Source organism: Cupriavidus lacunae (assembly GCF_003353055.1).
GTDB classification, from domain to species: domain Bacteria; phylum Pseudomonadota; class Gammaproteobacteria; order Burkholderiales; family Burkholderiaceae; genus Cupriavidus; species Cupriavidus lacunae.
In genome coordinates this window covers 91,150-114,968 of sequence record NZ_QKWJ01000015.1, presented here as the reverse complement: position 1 = coordinate 114,968, position 23,819 = coordinate 91,150, and the positions used below count along the sequence as shown (strand labels likewise).

Genomic DNA, 23,819 nt, shown 5'->3' with positions numbered 1-23,819 from the left:
TGCCGACAGTACCTCAATGATAGGACGGTGCGCCGGCATGATCGCGTTGCGGCACTTGCCGGGGCGCCCGGCCTCGCAGGGCGGGCGTGCGGCCGATGCCCCATTTACATTCATCCGGGGCCTGCCTTAAATGATGGAGTCATCGGTCCTCGTGGCCATCTCTCCGCACCCGGACGCCGCGCCCTCCGATGTTTCCAACCAGCATCGGGAGGCAAATCATGGCCCAGCCATCGCAGGAACATATTGAGGCACTCAAGGCGCAGCTGCGCGGGCGCCTGTTGCAACCACAAGATAGCGGCTACGACGAAGCCCGTCGCATCTGGAACGCGATGATCGACCGCCGTCCGCCGCTGATCGTGCAGGCCGCGGGCACTGCAGACGTGATCGCCGCAGTCAACTTCGCGCGCGACAACGGCGTGCTGCTGTCGATACGCGGTGGCGGCCACAATATCGGCGGGCTGGCGATCTGCGAGGACGGCATGGTGCTCGACCTGTCGCAGATGAAGTCCGTGCGGATCGATCCCCATGCGCAACGCGGCTATGTGGAGCCTGGCGCCACGCTGCGCGATTTCGACCATGAAGCGCAGGCATTCGGGCTTGCCACGCCGCTGGGCATCAACTCCACCACCGGCGTGGCCGGGCTGACGCTGGGCGGCGGCTTCGGCTGGCTCAGCCGCAAGTTCGGCACCACGGTCGACAACCTGGTGTCCGCGCAGGTCGTGACCGCCGACGGCAAGCTGGTGCGCGCCAGCGCCGACGAGAATCCCGACCTGTTCTGGGCGCTGCGCGGCGGCGGCGGCAACTTCGGCGTGGTGACGATGTTCGAGTTCCGGCTGCACCCGGTTGGCCCCATGGTCTACGGCGGCCTGATCGTCTATCCGCTGGAGCAGGCTGCCACGGTGTTGCCGGCCTACCGCGAACTGTTCAAGTCGATGCCTGACGAACTGACCGTCTGGGTCGTGCTGCGCCAGGCGCCGCCGCTGCCGTTCCTGCCGCCCGAGGTTCACGGCAAGCCGATCGCGGCGCTGGCGATCTGCTATATCGGCCCCCCGGACAAAGGCCCGGAACTGGTCGAGCCGTTGCGCAAGCTGGGCACGCCCTATGGCGAACATGTCGGTCCCATGCCGCTCGCGGCATGGCAGCAGGCCTTCGATCCGTTGCTGACGCCGGGCGCGCGCAATTACTGGAAATCGCACAATTTCGCCGGGCTGGACGATGGGCTGATCACGATGCTGATCGAGCAGATCGGCAAGCTGCCCTCGCCGCAATGCGAGGTCTTCATCGGCGCCATGGGCGGGCAGACCAACCGCGTCGCGCCTGACGCGACTGCCTATGCCAGCCGCGACGCCAACTTCATCATGAACCTGCACGGACGTTGGGATGCGCCCGCGGACGATGACAAGTGCATCAGCTGGGCGCGCGAAGTCTTCCGCGCGGCGTCGCCCTACGCGCTGGGCAGCGTCTACGTGAACTTCCTGACGCAGGAAGAGAGCGACCGCGTCGGCGCGGCCTACGGGCTCAACTACGACCGGCTGGTCGAGGTGAAGCGGCGCTACGATCCCAACAACCTGTTCCGCCATAACCACAATATCAACCCCGCGGCGTAACTGGCGTAATCTGCAGGGACAGGCGGGAAGGCGGGGCAGGTCAGGTGGCCTGCCCCTCGCTTTCACGCGGCTGCAATACTGGCGTGCGAGCATCGCCGCGACCGCGTTGTATCCACAGGGAGAGCAGATCAGATGAGACCGGGCGAAGCAGAACTGGTGCGGCGCATCCACAACGAGGTGGCCGACTACTACGACGAAGAGATCGAACTGGAACTGGACGACCGCGAAACCAGCGAGGCCTTCGGCGATCCGGTACACCTGGACGACCAGGGCGAGCAGGACAGCCGCCGGCACTATTTCCGCGAACTGTTTCGCCTGCAGGGCGAACTGGTGCGGCTGCAAAGCTGGGTCGCCGCCACCGGGCACAAGATCGTCATCATCTTCGAGGGGCGCGATGCCGCCGGCAAGGGCGGCGTGATCAAGCGCATCACCCAGCGCCTGAACCCGCGCGTCTGCCGCGTGGCGGCGCTGCCCGCGCCCAACGACCGCGAGCGCACCCAGTGGTACTTCCAGCGCTACGTGGCGCAACTGCCCGCCGCCGGCGAGATCGTGCTGTTCGATCGCAGCTGGTACAACCGCGCCGGCGTCGAGCGCGTGATGGGCTTCTGCTCCGACGAGCAGTACGAAGAGTTCTTCCGCTCCGTGCCCGAGTTCGAAAAGATGCTGGTGCGCTCCGGCATCCAGGTCATCAAGTACTGGTTCTCGATCACCCACGACGAGCAGCGCCTGCGCTTCCTCAGCCGCATCCACGATCCGCTCAAGCAGTGGAAGCTCAGCCCGATGGACCTGGAGTCGCAGCGCCGCTGGGAGGATTACACCAAGGCCAAGGAGACCATGCTCGAGCGCACCCACATAGCCGAGGCGCCGTGGTGGGTGGTGCAGGCCGACGACAAGAAGCGCGCGCGGCTGAACTGCATCCACCACCTGCTCACCCAGGTGCCCTATGCCGAAGTGGAGGCACCCACGGTGGTGCTGCCCGGCCGCGAACGGCATGAGGACTACGTGCGGCAGCCGGTGCCGAAGGAGATGATCGTGCCGGAGGTGTACTGAGAGGCGAGGGCCTGAACAGGCCCGTAACAACTGCGCACTGGCGCTTGCGGTGCCAGGCCGCAGCGCGTTTTGGCCTTGGCGATCACTCGCAAGACCGCATCCTGGTAACCAGGCGCCACGGTATAACGGCTCGGTGCGCGTACGCCGTCGGTGAGCGATAGCTTCCAACTCTTCTCGCCCAGTTCGAAGGCCATATACAGTTGACCGATGACTGCCCTATCCTGTCCTTGAAGGGCTGTGTCAGGCGCATTCATTTGCAGGCTCCTTTCATAAAACGGGTTCGTGAGGCTTCGTTTTACTTCAGGGGGCTTATCTGTCCAGCCCTTCCATAGTATCTAGGGTATCCACGGGGTGCGCCATCGGCCCCCTGGGGCAGACGGCTACCTATAATGAAAACGGCCACCTGAAAATACAAGAGTGGTCGTTATCGTGGAACTGCTAGTTTTCTGGGCGGCCATGCTAGCCGCCTATCTCCTGATGAAGCATGCCGGCTGCTTCAGCCAACCGGTGCTTTATCCCGACCTTGACCATCCCTTCCGCTACTGGTGGGCGCAACGGCTGGGGAGCCGGCCGCTACCGCCGGTTTTGCCGGATCACGGGCAACAAAAACCCCGGAGAGCCTGACGCTCTCGTCTACCCCTGAGCGTGTGATGCTTTTGCTACGATTGCCAAACATTGGCAAGGCGCCGTCAAGCCCGGAAGGGAGGGCAGTCGACGACATACCTGTCGGCCTGATGAGGCAATCGGCCTGAGGCTGCTCGACTTGTGATTTCCCCGACCTGCCGGTGAGTATCTAAAATACAAAGCGGATCTTCATTCTGTCAGGAGGTCATCATGCTCGCAGCATTCATCTTGGCGGCCGCGATTATTGCCCTGTACATTCTCGCCATCAGGGCTGAGTTTTTTCACAAGTCACCGCTTTACCCTGAACATGCGCATCCGCTTCACTACTGGTGGGACCGCCTGGCCCACCACAAGAAGTAGGCAGCCAGCCCGCCACCCGGCGGGCTTTTTGTTGCCCTCACTTCTTGAGCGATGCTATTGCCCGCTCGTTCCCTGAAGGAGGTCTGTATGTCGACGATCCGCGCATCCCTGATCCATGAACTCCACCCGACCCAACTCACGGTGGGCATGATTGAAGTGAATGACAAGAGGAAGCATCTGGCCTCGCTGAAGCCCGGGGAACAGCAAGCGTTCATGCAAGCCCATCCCATCCCGGCGGTCGACGGGCCAGGCGGCAAATTGTACATCACCGATCACCACCATCTCGGACGGGCTGCGCTTGAGGCCGGCGTCACAACCGGCTATTTCACGGTGGAGTCGGACCTGTCAGCCTGCGGGCCTGATGAATTCTGGGAAGAGATGGACAAGAACCTGTGGGTTCATCCCCTGGACGAGAACGGCATGCGGCACTATTACTCGAGCATTCCGCATCATCTGGAAAAACTGGTCGATGATCCCTATCGGTCCTTGGCTGGATATGTGCGCGATGCCGGCGGGTATGACAAGACGCCTACTGCTTTTGCCGAGTTCGTCTGGGCCGACTTCTTTCGTCGCTCCATTGCTGTCGAGGACTTGAAGGCTGACTTCCACGCGGCGGTGCAGCGCGCCGTGACGCTGGCCAGGGGCAAGCTGGCCATTGGTCTGCCGGGCTTTAAGGCGAAGTAGGCGATGGTTGAGTCAAAGACAAGCGAGGGAGCGGATGCCTGAAGAGTTCGAGGTGCGTGGCGCCCATGATGACGCGCTTGACCATGCTGCCGAGTCTGGGTCCTCCGACCAGTTCGCCGGCAGGATCGCGGTGATGACAGCAATTTTGTCGACTGTTGGGGCGGTGTTCGGGTATGAGGGCGGAGCGACCCAGAATGAGGCGCTGCTATTGAAGAACGAAGCCGCCATCCACAAGACCGAAGCGGCCAATCAATGGGCGTATTACCAGGCGAAGGGGCAGAAGGAAGCGATTGCCGAACTGGCCGCGCAGTTGCCCGGCGTCGATCGCGACAGGGCTATGCAGGACGCGCGGCGCTATGCAACGGAAAAGGAGCAGAGCCGCCTGAAGGCGGAAACACAAGAGAAGGCTGCGAAGGAAGCGGATGATGCCAGCGAGAGGACAGTGCACCGCCATCACCGGTGGGCGCAGGCATTGGTGGCCATGCAGATGGCAATTGCGATGGCGGCGATTACGATTCTCACTCGGCGCAGGTGGGCGCAAATGGCGTCGTATGGCATCGGCGTAGCTGGCCTGGTGCTTGGCCTGCTCGCCGTCCTTCGTGTATAGCTGCGATGCGCCTTTGCACGGGATCGGCGCCCAGGCGGTGCCCGTCATCCGATCAGGCGCGGCAGGCTAGTTGCCTTCGCAGACGATCGCCGTCAGGAACGGCGCCGCGCGCTCGACGCTGGCCCTGCTGCCGGCGGCCCTGAGCGATTTTCTGACCGAATCCATGCCTGCCACCACCACCACGCCGTAGAGTGGCTTGTCCGAGGGGGAACCGTCACCTGGCTTGAACAACGGCTCACCTCGCTGGTAGCCGAAGACGGCAAACACATCGTGATTGAATGCGGTCAGGCTGACATCGTGCGCTGGCCAGAAGGCATTGACCGAGTTGGGTTCGACATGCATCGGACTCGCTTCGATGAGGTGTTGTGCGCGCAACATCGAGAAAAACTGGCGGGGGGATTCGCCGCACGAGAGTGCCGAGTCGAGTGGCGCAGCGTGGGTGAGCGCCGGAATTGCCGCCAGCAAGATGCCAAGGACAGAATTTTTCATGGCGGCACTTTACCCGACTTGGCGCGCCGCCGCCGGGGGGGTCTTTCGCACGTGGCCATTTGGTTGGCGGGGCGCAGGTGGGGGGCTTTCCGCTCGCTTCGCATGCCCCTTGCCTGTGTTGACCGGAATTCCCGAAAAAAACCTACAGGGCGCCAGAAAAGCGAAAGGGGCTACAGGCTGGCGCGCTGTAACCCCTTGATATTCCTGGTGCCGAAGAGAGGAATCGAACCCCCGACCTTCTCATTACGAATGAGCTGCTCTACCGACTGAGCTACTTCGGCAACACGTTCCGGTGAACTGGAACAGCCCGCAATAGTAGCAGCGTTTTTTCGCCTTGTGAAGCCCTTTTGTGTCGCCCATGCCATCCGGCCGGGGCTCAAAGAGAACGGGGCGCTACCTGGGCGCCCCGTCTCATTGCCGTGCGGCCGGAATCAGGCCTTGCCTTCGGCTTCCAAGTGGTAGCGCGTGACCCGCTCCACTTCGTTCTTCGAGCCCAGGATCACTGAGACGCGCTGGTGCAGCTTTTCGGGCTGCACGTCCATGATGCGCTGGTGGCCGTTGGTGGCGGCGCCGCCGGCCTGTTCGACCAGCATGGCCATCGGGTTGGCTTCGTACATCAGGCGCAGCTTGCCGGGTTTTTCCGGCTCGCGTTTGTCCCACGGGTACATGAATACGCCGCCGCGGGTCAGGATGCGGTGCACGTCGGCGACCATCGAGGCGACCCAGCGCATGTTGAAGTTCTTGCCGCGCGGGCCTTCCTCGCCGGCCAGGCATTCGTCGATGTAGCGGCGCACGGGCGGGGCCCAGTGGCGCATGTTCGACATGTTGATAGCGAACTCCTTGGTGTCTTCCGGGATCGTCACATTGGAGTGCGTCAGCACGAAGCTGCCGGCCTCGCGGTCCAGCGTGAACATGTGCACGCCGTTGCCGACGGTCAGCACCAGGGTGGTCTGCGGGCCGTAGACGGCGTAGCCGGCGGCGACCTGGTGGGTGCCGGGCTGCATGAAGTCGGCGTCGGTCACGGTCTGGCCCGGCTTGGGCATGTGCAGCACCGAGAAGATGGTGCCGATCGAGACGTTGACGTCAATGTTCGACGAGCCGTCCAGCGGGTCGAACATCAGCAGGTACTCGCCCTTCGGGTAGCGGTTGGGAATCTCGTAGAACGATTCCATTTCTTCCGACGCCATGGCGGCAAGGTGGCCGCCCCATTCGTTGGCGTCGAGCAGCACTTCATTGGCGATCACGTCCAGCTTCTGCTGGGTTTCGCCCTGCACGTTGCCGGTGCCGGCCGAGCCCAGCACGCCGGCGAGGGCGCCCTTGCTGACGGCGTTGGAAATGGCCTTGCAGGCGCGCGCGACCACTTCGATCAGCAGCCGCAGTTCGGGCTGGATCGTGTTGTGCTTGCGCTGCTCCTCGACCAGGTAGCGGGTGAGGCTGATGCGAGTCATGGTTGGTTCTCCTTGGATGGCCGCAATTCTACATGCCCGGCCCCGCGGGGCCGGGCAAAGGGGGCGTTGGCGGGCCTCCCCTTGTGTCATGTCCGGCGCTCAGGCGGCCAGCGCCTTGCCGACGATCTCGCGCACGTCGCGCGACAGCGTGCTGCTGGCGCCCACGCGCTCCAGTTCGGCGCGCATGCGGTCACGCAGCGTCAGTTCGTATTTCTGCCAGCGGTCCATCACGCGCGCCAGGCGCGCGGCCACCTGCGGGTTGATGGCGTCGAGCGCCAGCACCTGGTCGGCCCAGAAGCGGTAGCCCGAGCCGTCCTCGGCGTGGAACTGCGCCGGGTTGCCGGAGCAGAAGCTGAAGATCAGCGAGCGCGCGCGGTTGGGGTTGCGCAGGTTGAAGGCGGGGTGCTCCATCAGCGCACGCACGGTGTCGATGGTGCGCTTGCCGGCGTGCGGGCCCACCTCGCCGCGCTGCATGCCTTGCAGCGAGAACCACTTGTCGATCACCAGAGGGTCGTCCTCGAAGCGCTCGTAGAAGTCCGTCAGCGCGTGCTCGCGGCCGGGGGCGAAGCTGTTGACCAGCGCCGACAGCGCGGCGAAGCGGTCGGTCATGTTGTCGGCGGCCTGGTATTGCTGCTCGGCCAGCGCCTGCATGGCGGCGTCGCCGCTGTCGGCCAGGTAGCCGAGCGCGAGGTTGCGCAACGCGCGTTTCGCGGCCGAGGTGGCGTCTGGCGAGTACGGCCCCGGCGTGGCATTGGCCTCGTAGGCGGCAAGCCAGTCGGCCTGCAGCGCGCGCGCCAGGCCTTCGCGCATGAACTGGCGCGCGCGGTGGATGGCGGCGGGATCGGCCACGCCCATGCGTTCGGCCAGGTAGGCCTCGGCCGGCAGCACCAGCGCCTGTTCGCGGAAGGCGGGGTTGAGCGTGTCGTCGGTCAGCACCGCGCGCATGGCCTGCGCCAGCGCGGGCTCGAGCTTGAGTTCGCGCCCGGCCTGCACGTCGGCCACCAGTTGCAGCAGCGCGCGCGTGGCCAGGCGCTGGCCGGCTTCCCAGCGGTTGAAGGCGTCGCTGTCGTGCGACAGCTGGAAGGTCAGCTGCGCGTCGGTGTATTCGGCATCGACGATCACCGGCGCCGAGAAATTGCGCAGCAGCGAGGGCAGCGGCGCCTCGGCGCCGCGCGGCAGGTTGATGAAGCGGAAGCTCTGCTCGGCCCGCGTGAAGTCAAGCACGCGCGTGGTCGCGCCAGGCGCGCTTTCGCCTTCAAGCTGCAGCGGCTGGTCCTTGCCATCCGCGCCAAGCAGGCCCACCGCGAACGGAATATGGAAGGGCTGCTTCTCGGGCGTGCCGGCGCGGGTCTCGATGCCGACCTTGGGGCAGCGCTGTGACAGCGTCAGCGTCAGGCTGCCGTCGTCGCCGTTCCAGTCCGTGCGCGCGCTCACCACCGGCGTGCCGGCTTGGCTGTACCAGAGCCCGAACTGGCTCAGGTCGCGGCCGTTGGCGTCGGCCATGGCCGCGCGGAAGTCGTCGCAGGCAACGGCCTGGCCGTCATGGCGCTGGAAGTACAGGTCCATGCCCTTGCGGAAGCCGTCGCGGCCGAGCAGGGTCTGGTACATGCGCACGACCTCGGCGCCTTTCTCGTACACGGTGACCGTGTAGAAGTTGTTGATCTCTTCATAGCTGTCGGGGCGCACCGGGTGCGCCATCGGGCCGGCGTCCTCGGGGAACTGCACCTGGCGCAGCACGCGCACGTCCTCGATGCGCTTGACCGCGCGGCCGGATTCCGAGCCCATCATGTCGGCCGAGAACTCCTGGTCGCGGAACACCGTCAGGCCTTCCTTGAGCGAGAGCTGGAACCAGTCGCGGCAGGTCACGCGGTTGCCGGTCCAGTTGTGGAAGTACTCGTGGCCGACCACGGCCTCGATATTGGCGAAGTCGGTGTCGGTGGCGGTCTGCGCGTTGGCCAGCACGTACTTCGTATTGAAGATGTTCAGGCCCTTGTTCTCCATCGCGCCCATGTTGAAGTCGCCCACGGCGACGATCATGAAGCGGTCCAGGTCCAGCTCCAGCCCGAAGCGGCGCTCGTCCCAGCGGATTGAATGGATCAGCGAATCCATGGCATGGCGGGTCTTGTCGAGGTCGCGCGGCTCGACCCAGACCTGCAGCAGCTTGTCCTTGCCGGAAGCGGACTGGATCCGTTCCTCGATGCATTCCAGCTTGCCCGCCACTAGTGCGAACAGGTAGGACGGCTTGCGGAACGGGTCTTCCCACACGGCTTCATGGCGGCCGCCGGGCAGGTCGCGCTGGCTCACCAGGTTGCCGTTGGACAGCAGCACCGGATACGCGGCGCGGTCGGCGCGCAGCGTGACGCGGTAGGTCGCCATCACGTCGGGGCGGTCCAGGAAGTAGGTGATGCGGCGAAAGCCTTCGGCCTCGCACTGGGTGAAGAAATTGCCGTTGGACACATACAGGCCCGACAGCGTGGTGTTGGCCGCGGGCTGGCACGCGGTGGTGATCTCCAGCGTGCCTTGCGCCGGCAGGCCGGGGACGGTCAGCGTGCCGCCGTCCTGGGTGGCGTTGGCGACCGGCTTGCCGTCCAGGCTGACGCCGATCAGTTCAAGCTCCTCGCCGACCAGCACCAGCGGTGCGTCGGGCGCGCCGGCCTGGCGCGCGAAGCGCAGCGTGCTGGTGACCACTGTGCGCTGGGGATCGAGCTCCAGCACCAGCTCGGCATGGTCGATGGCGAACGGCGGCGGGGTATAGTCCTTGCGATAGACGGTAACGGGCGTGTCGGTGCGCAGCATGGAAGGATCCTGTCTTCGGAAGACCGTTAGGAAAGAGGAGCGGCCAGGCGCGTGCAAGCGAAGCATGGCGCTGAAGTCCTCATTGTAGCCAAGGGGTCGAGGCACGGTCTGGCGGGGAGCGCACCAACGCGGCACGGGGAATTCCGCGCCGTCGGCGTGGTCTCAGAGACACGCAGGGTTTCAGTGGACAGAGAAAAGCGAGGTAGGTCTATGTGGCAGCGCGCAGGCGGTGTCGGCAAGGCAGGGGCGGCAGGCATTTGGCCGGGGCCGCGCGGGTGGTGGTGGGCGATGGCGCTGCTGGCGGCGCTGCTGCTGTCGGGATGCGCCAGCACCGTGACGACCGATGTCACGGCGTTCAGCCAGGCGGGCTGGCAGAACGATGCGCCGCGCACGTACAGCTTCGAGCGCAGCGCCGAGCAGGCGGCGCAACTGGACCGGCAGACCTATGAGCAGTGGCTGGCCACGGCGCTGACGGGGCTCGGTTTCGAGCAGGTGCCGGCCAAACAGGCGCGCTACCGCGTCAGTATGGACTATGACACCGCGCCCGGCCTCGTGCGCGTGGCCGAGACGGTCTACCCCGATTACGGCCCATGGGGCCCATATTGGGGGCCTGGCTACTACCGCCCGTGGGGGCCCTGGGGTCCGTGGGGCCCTTGGGGGCCGGGCTACTGGCCGCCGCAGACCGTGGTGCGCGATGTGCCGGTGACGTTCTCCAGCCTGCAGGTTTATTTCAAGGATGCGGCCAGCGGCAAGCGGGTCTACCAGGTCACCGCGCAGAACCAGGCCGAGAACGGCAGCCTGCCGGCGGTGATGCCCTACCTGATCCGCAGTGCCTTTACCGACTTCCCGGCCGAGAGCGGCCGTCCGCGCCGGGTGACGCTGGAGGTCGAAAAGAACGCAAAGTAGGGTCGCATTGCCTGGCCGCCACGGACCGGGCCAGGCGATGCGTGCGGATGCATGCAAAGGCATGCTTCTGCACCGGCATTGCATACCCAATGGTAAAAGCTGTTTAACTTGACCAATGGGTCCAAAAAATCCGCCTGCAGGGGGCGCCGGTGCTACTTTGCGCGGACGCGTGGGCTAGAATATCTGCTCGATTTTTCCGGCCTGTCTGCCGGAACCGTCAGTTTCGCTGCCAGACGTTGTCCTTCGCTGCGGGCCGCAAGTCTTGATGCGGGTGGAGGCGAATCATGGCGGGAGAGTGGCGCTTCCGGTCCGGGCCATTTTCCGGACGAGCCAATGAGCAGCAAGACCAGCGGTGATGCACCGCAACATGCCCCGAACAGTCCTGAAGCGCAACTGCGCCTCGCTGCGCTGGAGTATCACCGCAGCCCCACCAAGGGAAAGATCCAGGTAACCGCGACCAAGGCGCTGTCCAACCAGCGCGACCTGTCGCTGGCCTACTCGCCGGGCGTGGCCTATGCCTGCGAGGAAATCGCCAGGGACCCGGCCACCGCTGCTGAGTACACCTCGCGCGCCAACCTGGTGGCCGTGGTCACCAACGGTACCGCTGTGCTGGGCCTGGGCGACATCGGCCCGCTGGCCGGCAAGCCGGTAATGGAGGGCAAGGGCTGCCTGTTCAAGAAGTTCGCCGGCATCGACGTGTTCGACATCGAGCTCGACGCGCGCGACCCGGACAAGATCGTCGAGATCGTTGCCGCGCTGGAGCCCACGCTGGGCGGCGTGAACCTGGAAGACATCAAGGCGCCGGAGTGCTTCTATATCGAGCAGAAGCTGCGCGAGCGCATGAACATCCCCGTCTTCCACGACGACCAGCACGGCACGGCCATCATTTCGGGCGCGGCGCTGCTCAATGGGCTGAAGGTAGTTGGCAAGGATATCGGCAAGGTGAAACTGGCCGTGTCCGGCGCCGGCGCGGCGGCCATTGCGTGCCTGGACACCATGGTCGGCCTCGGCGTGAAGCGCGAGAACATCTCGGTGGTTGACTCCAAGGGCGTGATCTACGTTGGGCGCGACGCCAACATGGAAGCCAACAAGGCTCGCTACGCGCAGGACACCTCGGCGCGCACGCTGGCTGACATCGTCAACGGCGCCGACGTCTTCCTGGGCTGCTCTACCGCCGGCGTGCTGACCGCCGAGATGGTCAAGACCATGGCCGACAAGCCCATTATCCTGGCGCTGGCCAATCCCGAGCCCGAGATCCGCCCGGAAGTGGCCAAGGCCGCGCGTCCGGACTGCATCATCGCCACCGGCCGTTCGGACTACCCGAACCAGGTCAACAACGTGCTGTGCTTCCCGTATATCTTCCGCGGCGCGCTGGACTGCGGCGCCACCAAGATCACGGAAGCGATGAAGCTGGCCTGCGTCAAGGCCATCGCCGACCTGGCCGAGGCCGAGCTGAACGACGCCGTCGCCGCCGCCTACGGTGGCCGCGAGCTGAAGTTCGGCCCGGACTACATCATCCCGACACCGTTCGACCAGCGCCTGATCGAGAAGATCGCGCCGGCGGTGGCCAAGGCGGCCGAAGAGTCCGGCGTGGCCACGCGCCCGATCAAGGACCTGGAAGCCTATCGCCAGCAACTGACCCAGTACGTCTACCACACCGGCATGATCATGAAGCCGGTGTTCTCGGCCGCCAAGGCCGCGCCCAAGCGCGTGGCCTATGCCGAGGGCGAGGAAGAGCGCGTGCTGCGCGCGGTGCAGACCGTGGTCGACGAAGGCCTGGCCCGTCCGATCCTGATCGGCCGCCCGCACGTGATCCAGATGCGCATCGAGAAGGCTGGCCTGCGCCTGAAGCCGGGCGTGGACTTCGAGCTGATCAACCCCGAGGACGATCCGCGCTACCGTGCCTACCACGAGGCCTACCACGCACTGCGCGGCCGCGACGGCGTGACGCCTGACATGGCCAAGGTGGCGCTGCGACGCTCGAACACCCTGATCGGCACGATGCTGATGCACATGGGCGATGCCGACGCGCTGCTGTGCGGCACGGTGGGCCGCTTCGAGGCGCACCTTGAGCATGTGCGCGACGTCATCGGCCTGGCGCCGGGCGCGCATGTGTTTGCCGCGATGAACGCGCTGATGCTGGAAAAGCATACGCTGTTCATCACCGACACCTTCGTCAACGACGACCCGAGCGCGGAACAGCTGGCGGCCATTACCCAGCTGGCAGCCGAGGAAATCGCGCGCTTCGGCCTGCACCCGAAGGTGGCGCTGATGTCGCACTCGATGTTCGGCTCCTCTACCCGTCCGTCGGCGCGCAAGATGCGCGAGGCTGCGGGGATCCTGGCCAAGGTGGCTCCGCACCTGGAAGTGGAAGGCGAGATGCAGGGCGACGCTGCCCTGGACGAAGACGTGCGCCGCCACTTCCTGCCGTCGACCAAGCTTGCCGGCAGCGCCAACCTGCTGGTGATGCCGACGCTGGACGCTGCCAACATTGCCTTCAACCTGCTCAAGATCACGGGCGGGCAGGGCGTGACGGTGGGCCCGATCCTGCTGGGCGCGGCCAAGCCGGTGCACATCCTGAACCCGCAGGCCACCACGCGCCGTATCGTCAACATGACGGCAGTCGCCGTGGCCGAGAGCAACGCGCTGCGTTGATGCTGTGACAGGTGCGCCGACAGGCGCGCGCCATGCAAAAAGCCGGGTCGATGACCCGGCTTTTTGTTGCTTGCTGCCCCGCCGCATTCGCGCGGCAAGGGGCGGCTGGCATGGTGGCTACTGCAGCACGTTGTATTGCTCGCGCATGACCACGATGATCGATTTGGCTGCCGCCAGGTGGTGGCCCAGATTGTCGACGGACTCCTGCGGGAAATCGACCTCGGCGCTCCAATTGCATCCGGTATGGTCAGGCTGGTGCATTCGCACCGCGTGCAACTCGCATTCGCCGCACTCGGGGTTGTTATCAAGGCACTGGTTCAGGATGGCCATCAGTTCGGACCGGGTCTTCGCATATCGCCGCATGAGTCACCTCGCTCGCTATGGTTTTTGAGGCCTGGAACACCAATCTAGGAAGCGCAATGAGGCCATTCCAATTGAATCCACCTATGAAGTGCCGATGTTCGATCTGTCGTGCGTCTTGGCAGGGGATGGCGCAGTGCAGCATCGCAGAGGCGGATTCTTGCTTCGAGTGATGCGTACGCGGCAATGAAAAAGCCCGCCGGGAAGGCGGGCTTCAGGACTGCCGGTGAGGCGCTTACGTCATCAGAACTTGTGACGCACGCCCACGCCGAAGGTATCGCCGTGCTCGATGCCGGTGATCTTGTCGTAGTAATACGCGGCGTACACGTCGGTGCGCTTGGACAGGTTGTAGTCGTAGGCGACGGCAAACGTGTTGCGCTTGAAGTCAGCGGTCGAGTTCTGGGTCTTGTCGTAGGCGTAGGACGCCAGCACGTTGCCGGCTCCGATCGGCACCGAGGCGCCGACCTGGCCATTGGTGTGCTTGATGTCGCCGCTGGCGGCCGTGGTGGCCTTGGTCTTGATGTATTGGCCCTGGGCGAACAGCTTGACCACGTTGAAGTCGTACGTGACGCCGGCCTGGACGGCATCCTGGCGGCTGAAGCCCGCTGCCGACAGGTCGCTGGCAACCACCTCGAAGCGGACCTGCTGGTACGCGACGGTCGCGGCGAACGGCCCGTTGAAGTACATCAGGTTGCCGCCCCACTTGTTCTGGCCGGCAGCACCTGCCTTCTCGCCTGTGGAATAGATCAGGTTTGCGCTCAGGCCGCCGAAGCTCGGCGTGGAGTACAGCACCGAGTTGTTCCAGCCCGAGTCGCCGATGATGCCCGGATCGGCCACGCCATTGCTGGCGGCGCCGAAGTAGGTGTGGAAGATGGTCGGCGAGAATACGTACGAATCGATCAGCGGGTTGAACAGGATGGTCGAGATGAAGTACGGGGTCGTGTTACGGCCCAGCTTCAGCGTACCCAGCTTGTCATTCTGCAGGCCGACGTAGGCGTTGCGGCTGAACATCGAGTCGCCGTTGAAGCGGCCGCTGCTGCCGCTGTCCGTGCGGAAGAACCCGTTCAGGTCGAAGATGGCCTTGGTGCCGCCGCCCAGGTCTTCGGTGCCCTTGATGCCCCAGTAAGACGTCTGCATGCCGCCCGAATTGGCTACCCATGCGCGATCGCCCGAGCCCGGGTTCTTGACGCCGCCGACGAACATGTCAGCCTGGCCGTACAGCGTGACGCTGGACTGGGCCATGGCCGCGCCGGAAAAAAGGGTAGCCGCTATTGCCGCCAGCTTCAGGGCCGGCTTGTACTGCTTCTGCATTGTTAGACCTCCGTGGTTTGATCCTGCTTGGAACGTTGTGTACTGGGTCCCTGCCGGGTTCTTCTAATGTCTTGGTGCTTTTATTCGTGCCGCCTGGCTGGGCTCGGTTTGGTGGGCATTGGGGTGCCGGCGGCATCGGGTACAGCGTTTTTTGTTATACAGGTGGCGCGTTTTTTGGTCAGGCGGATACTAAGTCGTCAAGGCGGAACTGCGCAATGCGATGGATCTGGTTGATGCAAGATTGCAACTCTTGCTGCGGCGTGTTTTCAAGGCGGCGCGCAAACTCCGCGATGATCCCGTGGCGGTCATAGCCGCGCACGGCCAGGATGAACGGGAAACCGAACTTCTGGTTGTAGGCCGCGTTGAGTGACTGCAGGCGGTCGAATTCCTCAGGCGTGCACAGGTTCAGGCCGGCGCCGCTTTGTTCGCGCGTGGACTCGGCGGTCAGCTCGCCGCGCACGGCGGCCTTGCCGGCCAGTTCCGGGTGGGCGCGCACCAGCTTGAGCTGGGCCGCCTCGCCGGCTTCATCGACCGCCTTGCGCAGGGCCAGCGTGAGCGCTGCGCCATCGGCGAAGGGCCGTTGCGTGGCAGCGGTCTCGGCAAACCACGGCGAATGTTCGTAGATGCCGCCCAGCACCTGCACGAATTCCGCGACCGGCATGGTGTTGAGTTGGGCGATGGTGTAGGTCTGGCTCATGCTTGTTTCCGGGGAGTGTAGGGGTGGGTGTCGGCCCAGTGGCGGGCGATGTCGACACGGCGGCAGATCCACACCTTGTCGAGACCCTGCACGTAGTCGAGGAAGCGCTGCAGCGCGCGGAAGCGGCCCGGGCGGCCGAGCAGTCGGCAGTGCATGCCGATCGACAGCATCTTGGGGCTGTCCTGGCCGCTCGGGTCGCCTTCGTCGTACAGCACGTCGAACGCGTCCTTCAGGTACTGGAAGAATTGCTCGCCGGTGTTGAAGCCCTGCGGCGTGGCAAAGCGCATGTCGTTGGAGTCGAGCGTGTACGGCACCACCAGGTGCGGCTTTTTCTCGCCGCCGGTGACTTCGACCTCGGTCCAGAAGGGCAGGTCGTCGCCGTAGTAGTCCGAGTCGTACAGGAAGCCGCCGTGCTCCACCACCAGGCGGCGCGTGTTGGGACTATCGCGGCCGGTGTACCAGCCCAGCGGCATCTCGCCGGTCAGGTCCTTGATGATCTGCATGCCGATGCGCATATGCTCGCGCTCGGTGGCCTCGTCGATGCCCTGATAGTGGATCCAGCGCCAGCCGTGGCAGGCGATCTCGTGGCCCAGCTCGACGAAGGCGCGGGTCAGTTCCGGATGGCGCTGCAGCGCCATCGACACGCCGAAGATAGTCAGCGGCAGGCCACGCTTCTCGAATTCGCGCAGCAGGCGCCAGACGCCGGCGCGCGAGCCATATTCGTAGATGCCCTCCATGCTCATATGGCGGTCGGGATAGGCCGCGGCGCCGACGATCTCGGAGAGAAATTGTTCGGAGGCGGCGTCGCCGTGCAGCACGCAGTTTTCACCGCCCTCTTCGTAGTTGAGGACGAACTGCAGCGCAACGCGAGCGCCGCCCGGCCAGCGGGCGTGCGGCGGCCGGGCGCCGTAACCAATGAGATCGCGTGGATAGTTATCTTTTGTCATGTGTCTTTGCTTGCTTCAGGAAAACCTCCGGCACCGCCGCGCTGCCCGCAAGCGCCGGCCATCACGCAATGAATGTGCCAGTCGTGCCGGATACTTCGATACCGATGCTTCGCTTACTCCGTGCCGTGCGAGTTGGCGGCGGCGTTGCGCATGGCCTCTTCGCGCGACTGGATGCCGTTGTAGAACAGGTTCAGCGCCACGGCCACGATCGTGCCCAGCACGATGCCGCTGTGGGTGAACGGCACGGTCCACTTCGGCAGGTACTGGAAGAAGGTCGGCGCCAGCGTCGGGATCATGCCGAAGCCGATCGAGATGGCGACGATGAACAGGTTGTGGCGGTTGCGGTTGAAATCGCACGAACCCAGGATGCGGATGCCGGTGGCGGCGACCATGCCGAACATCACGATGCCGGCGCCGCCCAGCACGAACTGCGGCACCGAGGCCACCACGTGGGCCATCTTGGGGAACAGGCCGAAGGCGATCAGGATGATGCCGCCGGCGGCTGCCACATAGCGCGAGCGCACGCCGGTCACCGTCACCAGGCCCACGTTCTGCGAGAACGAGGTGTACGGGAAGGTGTTGAAGACGCCGCCGATCACCGTGCCCAGGCCGTCGGCGCGCAGGCCGCGGGTCAGGTCCTCGTTGCTCAGCTTCTTGCCGGTAATGTCCGACAGCGCCAGGAACATGCCGGTCGATTCCACCAGCGTGATCAGCATGACGATGCACATCGACAGGATGGCGGTCACTTCGAAAGTGGGAATGCCGAAGTGCAGCGGCGTGATGACGGCGACGAAGCTGGCTTCATTCAGGCCTTCGAACGACACCTTGCCCATGGCCATCGCCACCACCGTGCCGGCAATGATGCCCAGCAGCACCGCGCAGTTGGCCACCAGGCCGCGGCCGTACTTGGTCAGCAGCAGGATGATCAGCAGCGTCAGGCCGGCAATGCCCAGGTTGGTCAGGTCGCCATAGGCGAGGTTGGGCACATCCTTGACCACGCCATCGATCACGGCGCGGGTGGTGGGCTGGCCGCCGGCCGCCCAGTTGATGCCCACGCGCATCAGCGACACGCCGATCAGCGTGATCACCGTGCCGGTCACCACCGGCGGGAACAGTCCCAGCATGCGCCCCATCATCGGCGCAATCAGGATGCCGAAGATCCCCGAGGCGATCACCGCGCCATAAATGCCGAGCAGGCCGACATTGGGATCGGTGCCGATGGCGATCATCGGCGCCACCGAGGCGAAGGTCACGCCCATCATTACCGGCAGGCGGATGCCGAACTTCCAGAAACCAAAGGCCTGGATCAGCGTGGCCAGGCCGGCGGCGAACAGGTCGGCGTTGATCAGGAACGCCAGCTGGTCCTTGGGCAGCTTGAGCGCGCCACCGACGATCAGGGGCACGGCAACCGTGCCGGCGTACATCACCAGAACGTGCTGCAACCCGAGCGCGAGCAGGCGCCCGGAAGGCAAACGCTCGTTGGTGAGGTCCGTGGGGACCGTGGTGCTTGCGGAATTCATTGGTGCGTCTCCTCTCCTTTGGTTTGATGGGAACGCCACTGCCCTGGCCTCGGTCCTGGAGCCTGGAAGGTCTCCGGACCGTTATCTGCCTGTCGACTCAGCACTCTCGTTTCTCTGCCGGGTGCTGTTTGCCGCCAGGTCTGGCCTTGTATGCGGGGCAGGGCGGGTACACCGTGCTAGGTGGAGCGGCCTAGTACGCTGCGAAGATCGAAGTTGCCCGGCTCGTCGGGCTGCACGCGGTCGGCGCAGGCGCCAAGGTGGTGCTCCATGCGCGACTGGGCCAGCGCGGCATTGCCCTGTTCGAGTGCGTCGAGGATCTCTTCGTGTTCATCGAACGAGCACGCGTTGTTGCCCGGGGCTTCCACGCTGGCGATCATCAGCGTGGTGCGCGACACCAGCCGGCGCATCATGTTGACCAGCAGCGCGTTGCCCGACAGTTCCGCCAGCGCCGTGTGGAACTCGGCGGACAGGCGGATCCATTTGGGACGGTCATGCGTCAGGAAGGCCTGGCGCTCGCTGGCCACCATCTGGCGCAGCGGCGCGATCACGGTCTTGACGTCGCGCATGGCGGCGAGCTTTTCCAGCACCGCGCGCTCCAGCATCTGGCGCAGCTCGAACATGTCGTGCGCCTCGTCGGTGGACGGGCTGGCGATAAAGGCGCCGCGGTTGGGTTCCAGGTCGACCATGCCGTCGGCGGCCAGGTGCGACAGCACCTTGCGCACCGTGTGCCGCGCGGTGGCATAGATCTCGCAAAGGGAATGCTCGGTCAGCTTGGTGCGCGGTGGCAGCCGGTGCTCCATGATCGCGTCGTAGATCTCGTGATACATGCGCTCTTCGACCGAGCCCTTGCGTGCGGGCCTGGCGGGCTTGCCCGCCTGGATCTCAGTCAGTTCGGCGTCGACCTTGGTCTCGGCGTTGGCGGCAATCAGCTTCAGGCTCTTGGACATCGTGGCACCAGCAGTCAGGCAGGGCACCGCAAATCCTGGACATCAGGCCGCGGTGATCCAAAAATTGTTGACAATTATTTGGTTACTGCTTCAATATTGTCAACAAAACCGACTCAGGTTTTCGACAACTCAGGGAAATCCCTGAATTGCCAACCGGGTGGATGCAGGCGCATTGTCGCCACGCACCCACCCAGCGCCGGGATGCGTTACCAGACGTACCGAGCGGGCACCGTTCCCACAAAATGGTGCTAGTGAAGGCAGCGGCGCCCCTCACAACCCAATCGCCTAAGGAAAAACACGATGGGACGCTTGACCACCCATGTACTCGACACCGCTGCCGGCACGCCCGGCCAGGGCATGTCGATTACTCTCCATAAAATTGTCGACAATCGACGTGAAACCCTGAAGACAGTCGTGACCAACCACGATGGCCGCTGCGACCAGCCGCTGCTGGAAGGCGCCGACCTCGCCATTGGCGTGTACGAACTGGAATTCGCCGCGGGCGACTACTTCCGGGCGCAAGGCACGAAGCTGCCCGAGCCGGCTTTCCTGGACGTGGTGCCCCTGCGCTTCGGTATTGCCGATGTCAACGCGCACTACCACGTGCCCCTCCTGGTTTCGCCCTGGTCGTACTCGACCTACCGCGGCAGCTGAAGCGGTGGCATAGGGAAACAGGAGACAAGACATGGAAGGCTATATCCTCGACTGGGCCAATCTGCTGCTGCGCTGGGTGCACGTCATCACGGCGATCGCGTGGATCGGCTCCTCGTTCTATTTCGTCTGGCTCGACAACAGCCTGACCCGTCCTACCGATCCTGACCTGCAGGAGAAGGGTGTCGGCGGCGAGCTGTGGGCCGTGCACGGCGGCGGTTTCTACAACCCGCAGAAATACCTGACCGCGCCCAAGACGCTGCCTGAGAATCTGCACTGGTTCTACTGGGAGTCGTATTCCACGTGGATGACCGGCTTCGGCCTGCTGGTGGTGCTGTACCTGTTCAACGCCAGCACGTTCCTGATCGACAAGAACGTCTACGACATGTCTCCTGGCGCGGCGGTCGGCCTGGCGCTGTCCTACCTGGCCGCGGGCTGGGTGGTCTATGACGTGATCTGCCGCGTGTTCGGCAAGAGCGACAAGACCGTGGGCGTGCTGGTGGCGATCTACGTGGCCGTGGCGGCTTACGTGGCGTGCCACCTGTTCTCGGGCCGTGCGGCGTTCCTGCTGACCGGCGCGATGATCGCCACCATCATGAGCGCCAACGTGCTGGTGTGGATCATCCCGGGCCAGCGCAAGGTGGTTGCAGCGCTGCGCGCGGGCCAGCCGGTTGATCCGGTCCATGGCAAGAACGCCAAGCAGCGCAGCGTGCACAACACGTACTTCACGCTGCCGGTGCTGTTCGCGATGCTGTCGAATCACTACAGCATGACCTACAGCTACAAGTACAACTGGGCCGCGCTGATCCTGATCATGCTGGCCGGTGTGCTGATCCGCCAGTTCTTCATCCTGAAGCACAAGGGCAAGATCAACGTGGCCTGGCCTGCTGCCGGCGTAGCCGTGCTGGCCGTGGTGGCCGTGCTGATCGCGCCGCAGCCGCGCCCGACCGTGGCCAAGGCCGAAGGCGGCGACGCCGCTGCTGCCGCCACCGCCGTCAGCTTTGCCAAGGTGCAGGAAGTCGTGAACGCCCGCTGCGTGCAATGCCACGCCGAGCAGCCAAAGATGATGCCGACCGCAGCCAAGGGCATCAAGCTCGATACCGCGGAAGACATCAAGGCCCACGCCCAGCTGATCTACCAGCAGGCCGTGCAGCAGAAGGCCATGCCGCTGGGCAACGTGACGCAGATCACCGACGACGAACGCGCCCTGCTGGGCCAGTGGTTCGAAGGCGGCGCCAAGACCACCAACTAAGGGTGGCCTGATCTGAGCAGCATCAGGGCCGGCGCGTGCCGCCGGCCCGGGAAATCCGAGCATCGGTGATCGACGGTCCGGAGGGTTGTGCAGTTGGCAACCGTCAGTACCGGACCGGCGAGGGTTTGAACGGGGCCTTGTGCCCCGTTTTTTTTGCTTCTTCGCGGCCTATGCGGCAACCGCCCGCGTTCAGTGCCAGGCGCCCCTTACCCACATCCAGCCGCCGCCAGTGTCGTAGCGCCACACCCAGTGGCCGGGTACCCAGTAGGCATGCGGGGCGGGCGCCACGGTGATCTGCTCGATGATGACCGGGGGCATGGGCGGCACCGGCTGCTGCAGCCATTTGCCGTGCACCCAGAGCCAGTCATTGCCGGCCCACCGCCAGTGCCCGGGCACCCAGTTCCAGCCGTAGCCCGGTGCGGTGCCGCGGTCTTCGTGCACCGGCGCCGGCATGGCGCGCACCACCTGGCGCTGCGGCGCGGGTTCGCGCACGACCACGCGTTCCGTCACGCAGCCGGTCAGCGAGCAGGCGGCCACCAGTGCCACCAGCGCGGGCTTCCAGAGTTGGGGCAGGGGCCGCTGTGTGGGGCGGGTTGTGCTTGGCATTGCAGTTTCTCCTCGTTATGGAAGACAGGGCGTCCGTCGATGCGGATGGCTTCCATAACGGGCGAGTGCATGCCTGGCGGGACAGGGTGTTGTAAGGGCGTGTTACACCATCCCGCGGGTCAGCTTTCAGTTGTCTTTCATTTGCCGAAGTTGAGCAGCGCCAGCACGCCAAGCACCAGGAAGATTGCCGCAGCAATCTTGTGCACCAGCGCGATCGGCATCTTGTTGGCAAACTTGTCGCCAAGCAGAACCGCCGGGGCATTGGCGATCATCATGCCGAAGGTGGTGCCCGCCACCACGGGAATCACCGCGTCGCTGAAACGCGCGGCCAGCGCGACGGTGGCGATCTGGGTCTTGTCCCCCATCTCGGCAAAGAAGAAGGCGACGATGGTGGTGCCGAGGATGCCGAGGGCGCCCTTGACGGGCTTGGCCTGCTCGGCATCGTCGAATTTGTCGGGGATCAGCATCCAGCCGGCCATGGCGATAAAGCCCAGGCCCAGGATCCAGCGCAGCAGGCTTTCACCCAGCACATGTGTGATCCAGCCGCCAAGCGCGCCGGCAAAGCCGTGGTTGAACAGCGTGGCGATCAGGATGCCGAGGATGATGGGGACGGGCTTGCGGTAGCGCGCGGCCAGCACCAGCGACAGCAATTGCGTCTTGTCGCCCATTTCAGCAAGGGCGACGATGCCTGTGGAGACGAGGAAGGCTTCCATGTTTGTTTTGTGGGGTAACCGGGCCGCAATGCATCGCGAGATGCCAATGACGCACACCTTTCCCGGCCCTGCCAGAAAGGTATGGTCATCGGTCTCGCCAGGCTGGACGCTGCCGGGTCCGTATCACAACGGCCCAGGCGGGTCCGGAGCTGCGCACGCCATAACCGCAAGCGGTCAAGTCTGTTGACGTACGCCCCTGTCCCCCGGTGTCCGCATTGCGCGGCGCGGTGAGAGCAGGGCGGCTACTCCCCAATGGAAGCGGCAATTATAACGGCGGCGACAGCAGGCGTCCACCCGCCGCCGCAGGCAACCCTCAGGCCGGTACCGGCGCGTTGTCGCTGGTCTGGCGACCGCGGAAATCGGTCCAGCACAGCGCCTTGAAGTCATAGAGCTTGCAGCGGCGCGCGGTGTCGAAGTACCAGCGCCACGAGAAGTTCTCAATGATGATGCGGCCCGGCAGCGCGTGTTCCAGCAGTGCCTGGGCGCGCTTCAGGCGGTACAGCGGCACGCTCATGTCGACGTGGTGCGCGGTGTGTTCCATGATGTGGTGCAGCGCCGCGCCGATGCCGTGGCGGAAGCGCAAGTGCACGGTAGTGGAGACGAACGGTTGTGCCTTGGCCCACATGGCCTTGGTGTCGTACCAGGCCACGCTGGCATGGGTGTGGTGCACGTACAGCACGAAGCCGACGGTGACGTTCCATACCAGGAAGGGCAGCACAAAGCCCGTGCCGATCAGCATCCACACCGACTGCTCCGTGGCCAGCGCCAGGGCCGCCAGCGCGCCGATCCAGGCCAGCCCGAAGGCCGCAACCAGCAGGCAGTCGCCGACGAAGATCGGGCGGCGCGTGGTCATCTGGCGCTTGTTCGGGAAGAACAGCTTGCACCACCAGATCTCAACCAGGTAGTACAGGCCCGGACCGAAGCCGGTGCGGTAGATGCGCTCCATCACGCGGCGCCAGCGCGGCAGCGCGTTGAATTCTTCCAGGGAGTAAGGCGCCCAGACGAAGTCGAAGCCCTTCAGGTTGGTGTAGCCGTGGTGCACCACGTTATGGCCGACTTCCCACAGGCTGTACGGCGTCAGCGACGGCAGAAAGGTCAGCCGGCCCAGCCATTTGTTCAGGCCGCGGCGCGGCGTCAGGCTCTGGTGGCAGGCATCGTGGCCGATGATAAACAGGCGCGCGATGATCAACCCGGCCAGCACGCCCAGCGCCAGCTTGGCGGCCCAGTGCGGCGCCAGCACCACGCCGGCCAGCACGGCGCCGAACAGCAGATAGTCGAAGGCGAACAGCATCAGCGCGCGCGGCGTGCTGCGCTGGCCAAGCGGGATCAGCCAGCCGCGGATGATCTTGCGCGAGGGCAGCGGCGCGTCCGGCGCGATTGGCTCCGGAAGGGGGGCGTGATTGGGCGCGTGGTTGGCCGCGTCATGCGGGGCATGGGCGCGCGCAGGGGCGTGATCAGCGGATTGGTAAGCGGTCATGCAGAACCTTCTGATTGCGGTCGATGGGTATCGGTGCGCGGCAAAACAGAGCGGCCGCGGCGGAATCGCAAGGTTAGAAGGCTTTGTCGGAGACAGTCTTGACGGTCGTCAA

21 protein-coding genes, 1 tRNA gene, 1 pseudogene and 1 riboswitch are annotated in these 23,819 nt (G+C 64.8%); of the genes and pseudogenes, 9 read left to right on the top strand and 14 right to left on the bottom strand.

Annotated elements, in window-relative coordinates; translation table 11 throughout:
- The first annotated feature begins 218 nt into the window (after positions 1–218).
- Both DN412_RS14875 and ppk2 read left to right on the top strand, forming a co-directional pair.
- On the top strand, positions 219–1,607 hold the full coding sequence (locus tag DN412_RS14875; RefSeq protein ID WP_115212327.1) for an FAD-binding oxidoreductase: 1,389 nt from the start codon (positions 219–221) through the stop codon (positions 1,605–1,607).
- A 132-nt stretch (positions 1,608–1,739) separates the two neighbouring features.
- Positions 1,740–2,657 (top strand): polyphosphate kinase 2, encoded by a 918-nt coding sequence (ppk2, locus tag DN412_RS14870; protein WP_115212326.1) that lies wholly within the window; start codon positions 1,740–1,742, stop codon positions 2,655–2,657.
- 23 nt (positions 2,658–2,680) lie between these two features.
- Here ppk2 and DN412_RS14865 read toward each other — a convergent pair.
- Positions 2,681–2,911 (bottom strand): annotated as a pseudogene (locus DN412_RS14865) (IS110 family RNA-guided transposase); the annotation flags it as partial.
- A 580-nt stretch (positions 2,912–3,491) separates the two neighbouring features.
- On the opposite strand from DN412_RS14865, the gene DN412_RS43395 reads away from it, so the two are divergent.
- The 3 genes from DN412_RS43395 to DN412_RS14850 all read left to right on the top strand — a co-directional run bounded on the left by DN412_RS43395 (position 3,492) and on the right by DN412_RS14850 (position 4,932).
- Complete coding sequence (locus DN412_RS43395) at positions 3,492–3,641, top strand: hypothetical protein (RefSeq protein ID WP_161564001.1); 150 nt, start codon at positions 3,492–3,494, stop codon at positions 3,639–3,641.
- Between the two features lie 87 nt (positions 3,642–3,728).
- Complete coding sequence (locus DN412_RS14855; RefSeq protein WP_115212324.1) at positions 3,729–4,325, top strand: ParB-like protein; 597 nt, start codon at positions 3,729–3,731, stop codon at positions 4,323–4,325.
- Between the two features lie 34 nt (positions 4,326–4,359).
- Positions 4,360–4,932, top strand: coding sequence for a DUF4337 family protein (locus DN412_RS14850; protein ID WP_115212323.1), 573 nt, complete (start codon positions 4,360–4,362; stop codon positions 4,930–4,932).
- Between the two features lie 66 nt (positions 4,933–4,998).
- On the opposite strand, the gene DN412_RS14845 is transcribed toward DN412_RS14850, so the two are convergent.
- The 4 genes from DN412_RS14845 to pepN all read right to left on the bottom strand — a co-directional run bounded on the left by DN412_RS14845 (position 4,999) and on the right by pepN (position 9,665).
- On the bottom strand, positions 4,999–5,421 hold the full coding sequence (locus DN412_RS14845) for a hypothetical protein (protein WP_133303050.1): 423 nt from the start codon (positions 5,419–5,421) through the stop codon (positions 4,999–5,001).
- A 205-nt stretch (positions 5,422–5,626) separates the two neighbouring features.
- Positions 5,627–5,702: transfer RNA gene (locus DN412_RS14840), tRNA-Thr, on the bottom strand.
- A 150-nt stretch (positions 5,703–5,852) separates the two neighbouring features.
- On the bottom strand, positions 5,853–6,869 hold the full coding sequence (locus DN412_RS14835; RefSeq protein WP_078195673.1) for a class 1 fructose-bisphosphatase: 1,017 nt from the start codon (positions 6,867–6,869) through the stop codon (positions 5,853–5,855).
- A gap of 99 nt (positions 6,870–6,968) precedes the next feature.
- The gene (gene pepN, locus DN412_RS14830) at positions 6,969–9,665 is read right to left on the bottom strand and encodes an aminopeptidase N (RefSeq protein ID WP_115212321.1); all 2,697 of its coding nucleotides are present in this window, start codon (positions 9,663–9,665) and stop codon (positions 6,969–6,971) included.
- A 288-nt stretch (positions 9,666–9,953) separates the two neighbouring features.
- Here pepN and DN412_RS14825 point away from each other — a divergent pair, with 288 nt between their 5' ends.
- Positions 9,954–10,571, top strand: a complete 618-nt coding sequence (locus tag DN412_RS14825) for a DUF4136 domain-containing protein (RefSeq protein ID WP_115212320.1) — start codon at positions 9,954–9,956, stop codon at positions 10,569–10,571.
- Between the two features lie 333 nt (positions 10,572–10,904).
- The gene (locus tag DN412_RS14820) at positions 10,905–13,226 is read left to right on the top strand and encodes an NADP-dependent malic enzyme (protein WP_115212319.1); all 2,322 of its coding nucleotides are present in this window, start codon (positions 10,905–10,907) and stop codon (positions 13,224–13,226) included.
- A gap of 117 nt (positions 13,227–13,343) precedes the next feature.
- Here DN412_RS14820 and DN412_RS14815 read toward each other — a convergent pair whose 3' ends face one another.
- The 6 genes from DN412_RS14815 to DN412_RS14790 form a co-directional block, all read right to left on the bottom strand.
- A complete protein-coding gene (locus tag DN412_RS14815) occupies positions 13,344–13,589 on the bottom strand; it encodes a hypothetical protein (RefSeq protein WP_078195677.1) in 246 nt (81 codons plus the stop codon).
- Between the two features lie 240 nt (positions 13,590–13,829).
- Positions 13,830–14,897, bottom strand: coding sequence for a porin (locus DN412_RS14810; RefSeq protein WP_115212318.1), 1,068 nt, complete (start codon positions 14,895–14,897; stop codon positions 13,830–13,832).
- Positions 14,898–15,075: 178 nt separating this feature from the next.
- Positions 15,076–15,594: a 2-oxo-4-hydroxy-4-carboxy-5-ureidoimidazoline decarboxylase gene (gene uraD / locus DN412_RS14805; RefSeq protein ID WP_115212317.1), complete on the bottom strand. Its 519-nt coding sequence runs from the start codon at positions 15,592–15,594 to the stop codon at positions 15,076–15,078.
- A complete protein-coding gene (puuE, locus tag DN412_RS14800) occupies positions 15,591–16,541 on the bottom strand; it encodes an allantoinase PuuE (RefSeq protein WP_115212316.1) in 951 nt (316 codons plus the stop codon). The genes uraD and puuE overlap by 4 nt, the downstream gene beginning before the upstream one ends.
- Positions 16,542–16,654: 113 nt before the next feature.
- Positions 16,655–18,061 carry a nucleobase:cation symporter-2 family protein gene (locus tag DN412_RS14795; protein WP_115212315.1) on the bottom strand — a complete coding sequence of 469 codons (1,407 nt, stop codon included), beginning with the start codon at positions 18,059–18,061 and terminating at the stop codon, positions 16,655–16,657.
- Between the two features lie 176 nt (positions 18,062–18,237).
- Positions 18,238–19,008: a GntR family transcriptional regulator gene (locus tag DN412_RS14790; protein ID WP_115212314.1), complete on the bottom strand. Its 771-nt coding sequence runs from the start codon at positions 19,006–19,008 to the stop codon at positions 18,238–18,240.
- Positions 19,009–19,308: 300 nt separating this feature from the next.
- Between DN412_RS14790 and uraH the strand changes: the two genes are divergently transcribed.
- Together uraH and DN412_RS14780 are read left to right on the top strand one after the other, a co-directional pair.
- Positions 19,309–19,662: a hydroxyisourate hydrolase gene (uraH, locus tag DN412_RS14785; protein WP_078195683.1), complete on the top strand. Its 354-nt coding sequence runs from the start codon at positions 19,309–19,311 to the stop codon at positions 19,660–19,662.
- Positions 19,663–19,693: 31 nt separating this feature from the next.
- The gene (locus DN412_RS14780) at positions 19,694–20,911 is read left to right on the top strand and encodes a urate hydroxylase PuuD (RefSeq protein WP_115212313.1); all 1,218 of its coding nucleotides are present in this window, start codon (positions 19,694–19,696) and stop codon (positions 20,909–20,911) included.
- A gap of 189 nt (positions 20,912–21,100) precedes the next feature.
- Here DN412_RS14780 and DN412_RS44040 read toward each other — a convergent pair whose 3' ends face one another.
- The 3 genes from DN412_RS44040 to DN412_RS14765 form a co-directional block, all read right to left on the bottom strand.
- On the bottom strand, positions 21,101–21,517 hold the full coding sequence (locus DN412_RS44040; RefSeq protein WP_208647606.1) for a hypothetical protein: 417 nt from the start codon (positions 21,515–21,517) through the stop codon (positions 21,101–21,103).
- Between the two features lie 137 nt (positions 21,518–21,654).
- Positions 21,655–22,230 carry a TMEM165/GDT1 family protein gene (locus tag DN412_RS14770; protein WP_115212312.1) on the bottom strand — a complete coding sequence of 192 codons (576 nt, stop codon included), beginning with the start codon at positions 22,228–22,230 and terminating at the stop codon, positions 21,655–21,657.
- Between the two features lie 64 nt (positions 22,231–22,294).
- Positions 22,295–22,504: riboswitch (yybP-ykoY riboswitch) on the bottom strand.
- A 39-nt stretch (positions 22,505–22,543) separates the two neighbouring features.
- Positions 22,544–23,707, bottom strand: coding sequence for a fatty acid desaturase (locus DN412_RS14765; protein WP_115212311.1), 1,164 nt, complete (start codon positions 23,705–23,707; stop codon positions 22,544–22,546).
- Positions 23,708–23,819 lie beyond the last annotated feature (112 nt).

Coding starts and splice junctions, on each gene's coding strand:
- puuE (WP_115212316.1), bottom strand. CDS start 16,541: ATGACAAAAGATAACTATCCACGCGATCTCATTGGTTACGGCGCCCGG.
- DN412_RS14855 (WP_115212324.1), top strand. CDS start 3,729: ATGTCGACGATCCGCGCATCCCTGATCCATGAACTCCACCCGACCCAA.
- DN412_RS14770 (WP_115212312.1), bottom strand. CDS start 22,230: ATGGAAGCCTTCCTCGTCTCCACAGGCATCGTCGCCCTTGCTGAAATG.
- uraD (WP_115212317.1), bottom strand. CDS start 15,594: ATGAGCCAGACCTACACCATCGCCCAACTCAACACCATGCCGGTCGCG.
- DN412_RS14815 (WP_078195677.1), bottom strand. CDS start 13,589: ATGCGGCGATATGCGAAGACCCGGTCCGAACTGATGGCCATCCTGAAC.
- pepN (WP_115212321.1), bottom strand. CDS start 9,665: ATGCTGCGCACCGACACGCCCGTTACCGTCTATCGCAAGGACTATACC.
- DN412_RS14835 (WP_078195673.1), bottom strand. CDS start 6,869: ATGACTCGCATCAGCCTCACCCGCTACCTGGTCGAGGAGCAGCGCAAG.
- DN412_RS14825 (WP_115212320.1), top strand. CDS start 9,954: ATGGCGCTGCTGGCGGCGCTGCTGCTGTCGGGATGCGCCAGCACCGTG.
- DN412_RS14845 (WP_133303050.1), bottom strand. CDS start 5,421: ATGAAAAATTCTGTCCTTGGCATCTTGCTGGCGGCAATTCCGGCGCTC.
- DN412_RS14780 (WP_115212313.1), top strand. CDS start 19,694: ATGGAAGGCTATATCCTCGACTGGGCCAATCTGCTGCTGCGCTGGGTG.
- DN412_RS14765 (WP_115212311.1), bottom strand. CDS start 23,707: ATGACCGCTTACCAATCCGCTGATCACGCCCCTGCGCGCGCCCATGCC.
- DN412_RS14795 (WP_115212315.1), bottom strand. CDS start 18,061: ATGAATTCCGCAAGCACCACGGTCCCCACGGACCTCACCAACGAGCGT.
- uraH (WP_078195683.1), top strand. CDS start 19,309: ATGGGACGCTTGACCACCCATGTACTCGACACCGCTGCCGGCACGCCC.
- DN412_RS14810 (WP_115212318.1), bottom strand. CDS start 14,897: ATGCAGAAGCAGTACAAGCCGGCCCTGAAGCTGGCGGCAATAGCGGCT.
- DN412_RS14850 (WP_115212323.1), top strand. CDS start 4,360: ATGCCTGAAGAGTTCGAGGTGCGTGGCGCCCATGATGACGCGCTTGAC.
- DN412_RS14875 (WP_115212327.1), top strand. CDS start 219: ATGGCCCAGCCATCGCAGGAACATATTGAGGCACTCAAGGCGCAGCTG.
- DN412_RS44040 (WP_208647606.1), bottom strand. CDS start 21,517: ATGCCAAGCACAACCCGCCCCACACAGCGGCCCCTGCCCCAACTCTGG.
- DN412_RS43395 (WP_161564001.1), top strand. CDS start 3,492: ATGCTCGCAGCATTCATCTTGGCGGCCGCGATTATTGCCCTGTACATT.
- DN412_RS14820 (WP_115212319.1), top strand. CDS start 10,905: ATGAGCAGCAAGACCAGCGGTGATGCACCGCAACATGCCCCGAACAGT.
- ppk2 (WP_115212326.1), top strand. CDS start 1,740: ATGAGACCGGGCGAAGCAGAACTGGTGCGGCGCATCCACAACGAGGTG.
- DN412_RS14790 (WP_115212314.1), bottom strand. CDS start 19,008: ATGTCCAAGAGCCTGAAGCTGATTGCCGCCAACGCCGAGACCAAGGTC.